6 protein-coding genes are annotated in these 6,181 nt (G+C 65.2%); 2 read left to right on the top strand and 4 right to left on the bottom strand.

Going from position 1 to position 6,181, the window contains the following annotated elements; all coding sequences use genetic code 11:
• Nucleotides 1-180 precede the first annotated feature (180 nt).
• The 4 genes from A3CW_RS0132445 to gtdA all read right to left on the bottom strand — a co-directional run bounded on the left by A3CW_RS0132445 (nt 181) and on the right by gtdA (nt 3,956).
• Nucleotides 181-1,389 carry a 3-hydroxybenzoate 6-monooxygenase gene (locus A3CW_RS0132445; protein WP_028207282.1) on the bottom strand — a complete coding sequence of 403 codons (1,209 nt, stop codon included), beginning with the start codon at nt 1,387-1,389 and terminating at the stop codon, nt 181-183.
• 43 nt (nt 1,390-1,432) lie between these two features.
• Nucleotides 1,433-2,083, bottom strand: coding sequence for a maleylacetoacetate isomerase (maiA, locus tag A3CW_RS0132440; RefSeq protein ID WP_028207281.1), 651 nt, complete (start codon nt 2,081-2,083; stop codon nt 1,433-1,435).
• A gap of 29 nt (nt 2,084-2,112) precedes the next feature.
• On the bottom strand, nt 2,113-2,811 hold the full coding sequence (locus A3CW_RS0132435) for a fumarylacetoacetate hydrolase family protein (protein ID WP_028207280.1): 699 nt from the start codon (nt 2,809-2,811) through the stop codon (nt 2,113-2,115).
• Between the two features lie 95 nt (nt 2,812-2,906).
• Nucleotides 2,907-3,956: a gentisate 1,2-dioxygenase gene (gene gtdA, locus A3CW_RS0132430; protein ID WP_028207279.1), complete on the bottom strand. Its 1,050-nt coding sequence runs from the start codon at nt 3,954-3,956 to the stop codon at nt 2,907-2,909.
• Between the two features lie 158 nt (nt 3,957-4,114).
• Between gtdA and A3CW_RS0132425 the strand changes: the two genes are divergently transcribed.
• Together A3CW_RS0132425 and A3CW_RS0132420 are read left to right on the top strand one after the other, a co-directional pair.
• The gene (locus tag A3CW_RS0132425) at nt 4,115-5,056 is read left to right on the top strand and encodes a LysR substrate-binding domain-containing protein (RefSeq protein ID WP_028207278.1); all 942 of its coding nucleotides are present in this window, start codon (nt 4,115-4,117) and stop codon (nt 5,054-5,056) included.
• 106 nt (nt 5,057-5,162) lie between these two features.
• Entirely contained in the window at nt 5,163-6,170 is a 1,008-nt protein-coding gene (locus A3CW_RS0132420; RefSeq protein WP_028207277.1) for an aldo/keto reductase, read from the top strand.
• Nucleotides 6,171-6,181: the final 11 nt, after the last annotated feature.

Raw genomic sequence — 6,181 nt, 5'->3', positions numbered from 1 at the left:
GTGTTACCCATGTCCCCGCACACCTGTTACCCATGTCTCCGGTCCATACACCGCGGCAAAGAAAGGAGGTGCCGCCCCGCACAGGGGCAACGCCTGCATACCGACGCGAACACAAGGAAACGCGAAAATGCCCAGCAACCACGACCAAAAAACCCAGGTAAACCTCAGCGCGCTAGCGCCTCATACAGCCCCAGAACCGAGACAATTCTCAGCATTCCACCCATAAAGCCACTGCAGCGAATCATAGAACTGCTCCTGGCTACGCCCCACCCACAGCGCATTGCGCACGAGCCGATCCACGCCCTTGGCGTGATAAATGCGCCCCATCTCACGCGCGGAGTAAAGCACGCGCGCCGTCCGCGGAATACGCGCCACCTCATACCGCTTGAACGCCTCGACGAAGTCACCATCGGCAGCCTTGACCGCAACGCCCAGCGTGACCGCATCTTCGAGCGCCTGGCAGGCGCCCTGCGCCACATACTGCGTCATCGGGTGCGCAGCATCGCCGAGTATCGTGGCTCGCCCGAAGCTCCATTGCTCGACCGGATCGCGGTCGGCCGTGGCCCAGCGCTTCCACGACGTCGGGCGGTCGAGCATCTGCCGCGGCAACGCGTCGGTTCCTTCGAAATACGAAATGACTTCTTCCTTGGTGCCGTCGCGCACGCCCCAGACTTCCTGCTCCCGGCTATGGAAGGTCACAACGAGGTTGTACTGCCGTCCGCCGCGCAGCGGATAGTGCACGAGGTGGCAGTGCGGCCCCGCCCACACCACGGGCGCGTTGATCTGCAGATCCTTCGGCATGTTCTCCACGTCGACCACCGCGCGGTAGACCACGTGGCCCGTCACGCGCGGCTCGTCGCCGATCAGCGCCCTGCGCACCGCGGACTTCACGCCGTCGCAGCCGATCACGGCGTCGGCGCTGTAGCGCTCGCCATGCTGGTCGATCACGGTTACGCCTCGCTCGTTCTGTTCGAGCGACTTGATCTGCGTGTCGGTGCGGAACTGGATGAGCGGATTGTCCTTCACCGCTTCGAGAATCGACAGATGAATGTCCGCGCGATGAATCACGCCATACGGATTGCCAAAGCGTTCGCGAAAGCGCTCGCTCGTTTCGATGCGCGCAACGGGCTTCGCGTTGGTCGCGTCCATGAGGGTGAGCGAGTCTGTGAACACGGCGCGATTGCGCGCCGCCTCGCCCGCGCCGAGCGCGTCGAGCGCCGTGAACGCATTGGGGCCGAGCTGGATGCCCGCGCCGATCTCGCCGATCTGCGGGGCCTGCTCGAGCAGCAGCACGCGGACGTCGGCCCGCGCAAGCGCAAGCGCCGCGGCAAGGCCGCCGATGCCGCCGCCCACCACGATCGCGCTGCGTCTGGCGTTGGATGTATGCATGTCTTGTCTCCTGAATAACTTGTTTGAGGCCCGCGGCGCGCGGCTAGGCGGTGTAATCGAGCTGACGCTGCGGCTCGGCTGCCGCGAATGCGGGATGCTCGCAGGCGTGCCGATAGACAGCCATGCTGCGTGTGTAAGCGGACAAATCGCAGCCCACGCGCAACGCGTTGGCGATCTGCGGCACGAGGCAGCAGTCGGCCAGCGTGGGCGCCGCGCCGAAGCACCACGGTCCATCGTGCGACCCGGCGGCCTGCGCGAGCAGGCGCTCCACGCCAGCCATGCCTTGCGCGACCCAGTGCCGATACCACGCGCTCTTCTGCTCCGGCGTCACGTCCAGCACATCCTGCAGATACTTGAGCACGCGCAGGTTATTGACGGGATGCATGTCGCAGCCGATCAGGTACGCGAGTTCGAGCACGCGCGCACGCGCTTGCGGCTCTGCCGGAATCAGACGCGGCTCGGGATAGCGCGCGTCGAGCCAGTCGATGATGGCGAGCGACTGGCCCAGATGGAAGTCGCCTTCGACGATCGCGGGCACCGCTGCCGAAGCGTTGATGTGCTCCACGTACTGCGGCGCGCGATGCTCGCCGGTGCGGATGTTGACGCCGAGATACTCATGCTCGACGCCCTTGAGCCGCAACGCGATGCGCACGCGGTACGAAGTCGAGCTATTGAAGAAGCTGTAGAGCTGCACGATGGACTTTCCTGTAGAGCGGATGCGGCTCAAACCACCTTCACGGTCAGCTCGCCAAGGCGCTCGACGCCCACCTTCATGGTGTCGCCGGCCTTCACGGGGCCCACGCCTTCGGGCGTGCCGGTGAAGATCACGTCGCCCGGTTCGAGGCGGAAGAACTTCGAGAGATACGAAACCGTTTCGGCCACCGACCAGATGAGGTGCGAGACGTCGCTCTTCTGCTTCGTTTCGCCGTTCACGGTGAGCCACAGGCCTGCGTTCCCGAAATGGCCGGCCTCGCTTGCCGGATGCACGGGGCCCACCGGCGCGGACTGATCGAACGCCTTGCCGATCTCCCAGGGGCGGCCCATTTCGCGCGTCTTCATCTGCAGGTCGCGGCGCGTCATGTCGAGGCCCACGGCGTAGCCCCACACGTGCGAGAGCGCGTCTTCCTCGGCGATGTCCGAGCCCGCCTTGCCGATCACCGCCACGAGTTCGGCCTCGTAGTGGTAGTTCTGCGTTTGCGCCGGATACGGCAGTTCGAGCGTTTCGCCATAGGCGACCGGCACGATGGCGTTATCGGGCTTGCAGAAGAAGAAGGGCGGCTCGCGGTCCGGGTCGAAGCCCATTTCGCGCGCATGCGCGGCGTAATTGCGGCCTACGCAGTACACGCGGCGCACGGCGAACTGATCGGTCGAGCCGGCGACGGCAAGGGCGACGGGCGCCTCAGGCTGGAAAACGAATGCCATGATGGTTGCTCTTGGAGAGAGTGAACAGATTGATATGGATGGCGAATCAAGTTGCGAGCGCGTATCGGGTCGGACGCGCGCTCGTCGTCTGGGCGTTAGCCGATGCGTTCTTCGCGCAGCAGATTGAGCGCGGCGAGCACAGGGCGATCGGAGTAGCTGAACAGCACCGCGTCGCTTTGCGCTTCGAGTTGCACCGGCACCCACGAGGGCGCAACGAACACGTCGTGCGGGGCAAACGTGAAGCGTTCCTCGCCGATGCGCACCGCGCCGCTGCCTTCCACCACGCAGTAGACGGTCGAGTCGGTGCTGCGGTAGGCCTTGCCCTTGAAGCCCTTCGGCAGGAATTGCATGAAGGTCGCCATGGTGGGCATGGGCCAGCCGCCCGTGGCCGGATTCACGTAGCGCAGCTTGACGCCGTCCCAGTCGTCGAGTTCGCCGCCGCGGTAGAGCGTGTCGAGCGCTTCGCGGCTGCGCGCATACGGGTAGCTGAAGATCGGCGAGGTCGGATCGCTCACCGTATGGCGCACCGGCAGCATGTTGTGGCCGAAGCGCGCGTAACTGTCGCCCTCGGGGCGCGTAATGGGCTGCGTGGCCTCGGGATAGTTCTCGGCGAAGCCCGCGTCGAGATGCGCGATGAGCGGAATGTCCAGACCGTCGAGCCACACCACGGGCTCGCCGCCTTCCTCGACAGACGGGTTGCCGTGATCGTGCCAGGTCCACGAGGGCGTGATGATGAAGTCGCCGGGGTGCATGGTGGTGCGCTCGCCGTTCACGGCCGTCCACGCGCCCTTGCCTTCCACGATGAAGCGCAGCGCCGACTGCGTATGGCGATGGCTCGGCGCGATCTCGCCGGGCAGGATCAGTTGCAGGCCGGCGTACAGATTGGGCGTGAGACTCGACTTGCCGGGCAGACCGGGATTTTCGAGCACGAGCACGCGCCGGATCGCCTCTTCGGCGCTGATGACCGCGCCTGCCTGCATGACGAGTTCGCGCAACTGCGCGTACTTCCAGATGGCGGGCAGGGCCTGCGGGCGCGGCGACTTCGGCACGAGGGCGTGCAGCGATTCCCAGAGCGGCGACATGCCGCTGTGGGCGATCTGCGCGTAGTAGGCTTCGCGTTCGGGCGTGGTTGCGCTGGCTGACATGCTGGACATGCGAGTCTCCTTTATTCCTGTGTATTCGTCGGCACGGCGTTAGGCTTGCGTCGCCGTTGAACGAATTTATAAGCCAGTGAGCCATATCCAGTAAAATCATGATTTCTTCTTATCCATATGTTTTTGGGTATAGCTAAGTGGGGGGACACATGGACTGGACACATCGCCTGCGTCTGCGGCACCTGCAGATGCTGCTTTCTGTGGCGCAGACCGGCAATCTGAGCCAGTCGGCCGAGGCGCTCAACACCACGCAGCCGGCGCTTTCCAAATGGCTCAAGGACCTCGAAGCCGATATCGGCTTGCCGCTCTTCGAGCGCCACGCGCGCGGCCTGCGGCCCACGCCCTACGGCGACGCGCTGATCGAGCATGCGCGGCGCATCGAAGGCCACCTCGACAGCGCGCGCGACGACATGGATGCGCTGCGCGAGGGCGGCAGCGGGCTGATCTCGATCGGCACGTCGGGCGTTTCGGCGGCGGACACGGTGCCGCTCGCGGTCGCGCGCCTCGTCGAGGCGATGCCGCGCGCGCAGGTGCGCCTCGTCGAAAGCACGATGAACCTCATGATGCCGGCGCTCGTGCATGGGGACCTCGATATCGTGGTGGGACGCGCGGCCAACGCGCAGGTCGACCCGACGCTCGAAATGGAAACGCTCTATCGCGACCCGGTGAACTTCGTCGTGGGGCTCGGGCATCCGCTCGCGAAACGCCGCAAGCTGGACTGGCCCGATCTGTTCGAGTATGCGTGGATCGTCTGGCCGGCCGGCACGCCCATTCGCACGGCGCTCGAAACGGCGCTCGCCGCGGCGGGGCGCAGCATGCCGCGCCACACCGTGGAGTCGAATTCGTCGATGCTCAATGTGACGCTCCTGAACCAGACGCACCTGATCGGCGTGGCCTCGCATCGCGCGGCCGTGCGCTTCTCGCGGCTGAACGTGCTGCGCGTGCTTGCCATGCCGATGCCCCTCGGCAGCTCGGGCGGGGTGGCCATGTACTGGCGGCGCGACAGCGTGAGCCGCGCGGCGGTGGCGCTGGCGCTGGACTGTCTGCGCGAGAGCGCGAACCTGCCGGCGGAGGGCGCGGTTCTTCAATAGCGTTTCATGAATCCCATTCATGAAAGCATGCGCGATCCAGGCCTTTATCGAAAAGCGACTACGTATTTAAATCGCTACTTTGGCAACGAGCTCGAAGAGAGAGGATATGGACTATCGCAATCTGGGCCGCAGTGCGCTCAAGGTTTCCCCGCTGTGCCTCGGCGCGATGATGTTTGGCGGCGAGACCGACGAGGCCGCGTCGAAGCGCATCATCGACAAGGCCTTCGAACAGGGGATCAACTTCATCGATACGGCCGACGTTTATCACGCGGGCCGCTCGGAAGAAATCGTCGGCCGGGCAATCGCGGCGCAGCGCGACAGCTGGGTCGTGGCGACGAAATTCGGTTTCCCGTTCGCACAGGGGCCGAATGAGCAGGGGCAGTCGCGCAAGTGGATCTACCAGTCGGTGGAGGCGAGCCTGAAGCGCCTTGGAACCGACTATATCGACATGCTCTACTTTCACCGCGCGCTGCCCGACGTGCCGCTCGACGAAGCCGTGCGCGCCGTGGGCGATCTGATCCGCCAGGGCAACGTACGCTATTTCGGCGTGTCGAATTTCCGTGGCTGGCGCATTGCCGAGATCGTGCGCCTCGCCGACCAGATGGGCATGGACCGGCCCGTGGCGAGCGAGCCGCTCTATAACATCGTCGATCGTACGGCCGAGGTCGAGCAGTTGCCCGCGGCCGCGCATTACGGGCTGGGCGTGGTGCCATACAGTCCGCTCGCGCGCGGCGTGCTGACCGGCAAATACGCCGTCGATGCACCGCCACCCGGCGACAGTCGCGCGGGCCGCGGCGACCGGCGCATTCACCAGACGGAGTGGCGCGCCGAGTCGCTGCGTATTGCGAGCGAGATCGCGAATTACGCCGCGCAGCGCGGCACGACGCCTGTCGCTTTCGCGCTCGCATGGGTGCTCAAGAATCGTCACGTCAGTTCGACGATCGCCGGTCCGCGCACCGAAGCGCATTGGGACAGCTATATCGAGGCGCTGAACCTTCAACTCGGCCCCGATGACGAAATGTTCGTCGACAGCCTCGTGGCGCCGGGGCATGCCTCTACGCCGGGATATACGGATCCGGGCTATCCGGTCGAAGGGCGCAAGACCGGCGTTTAATTTGCACCAGG

The organism is Paraburkholderia nodosa DSM 21604 (genome assembly GCF_000519185.1).
GTDB lineage: Bacteria > Pseudomonadota > Gammaproteobacteria > Burkholderiales > Burkholderiaceae > Paraburkholderia > Paraburkholderia nodosa.
The sequence above is the reverse complement of the archived record's forward strand: the minus strand, read 5'-3'. Positions and strand labels throughout refer to the sequence as shown.

Coding starts and splice junctions, on each gene's coding strand:
- A3CW_RS0132445 (WP_028207282.1), bottom strand. CDS start 1,389: ATGCATACATCCAACGCCAGACGCAGCGCGATCGTGGTGGGCGGCGGC.
- A3CW_RS0132425 (WP_028207278.1), top strand. CDS start 4,115: ATGGACTGGACACATCGCCTGCGTCTGCGGCACCTGCAGATGCTGCTT.
- A3CW_RS0132420 (WP_028207277.1), top strand. CDS start 5,163: ATGGACTATCGCAATCTGGGCCGCAGTGCGCTCAAGGTTTCCCCGCTG.
- A3CW_RS0132435 (WP_028207280.1), bottom strand. CDS start 2,811: ATGGCATTCGTTTTCCAGCCTGAGGCGCCCGTCGCCCTTGCCGTCGCC.
- gtdA (WP_028207279.1), bottom strand. CDS start 3,956: ATGTCAGCCAGCGCAACCACGCCCGAACGCGAAGCCTACTACGCGCAG.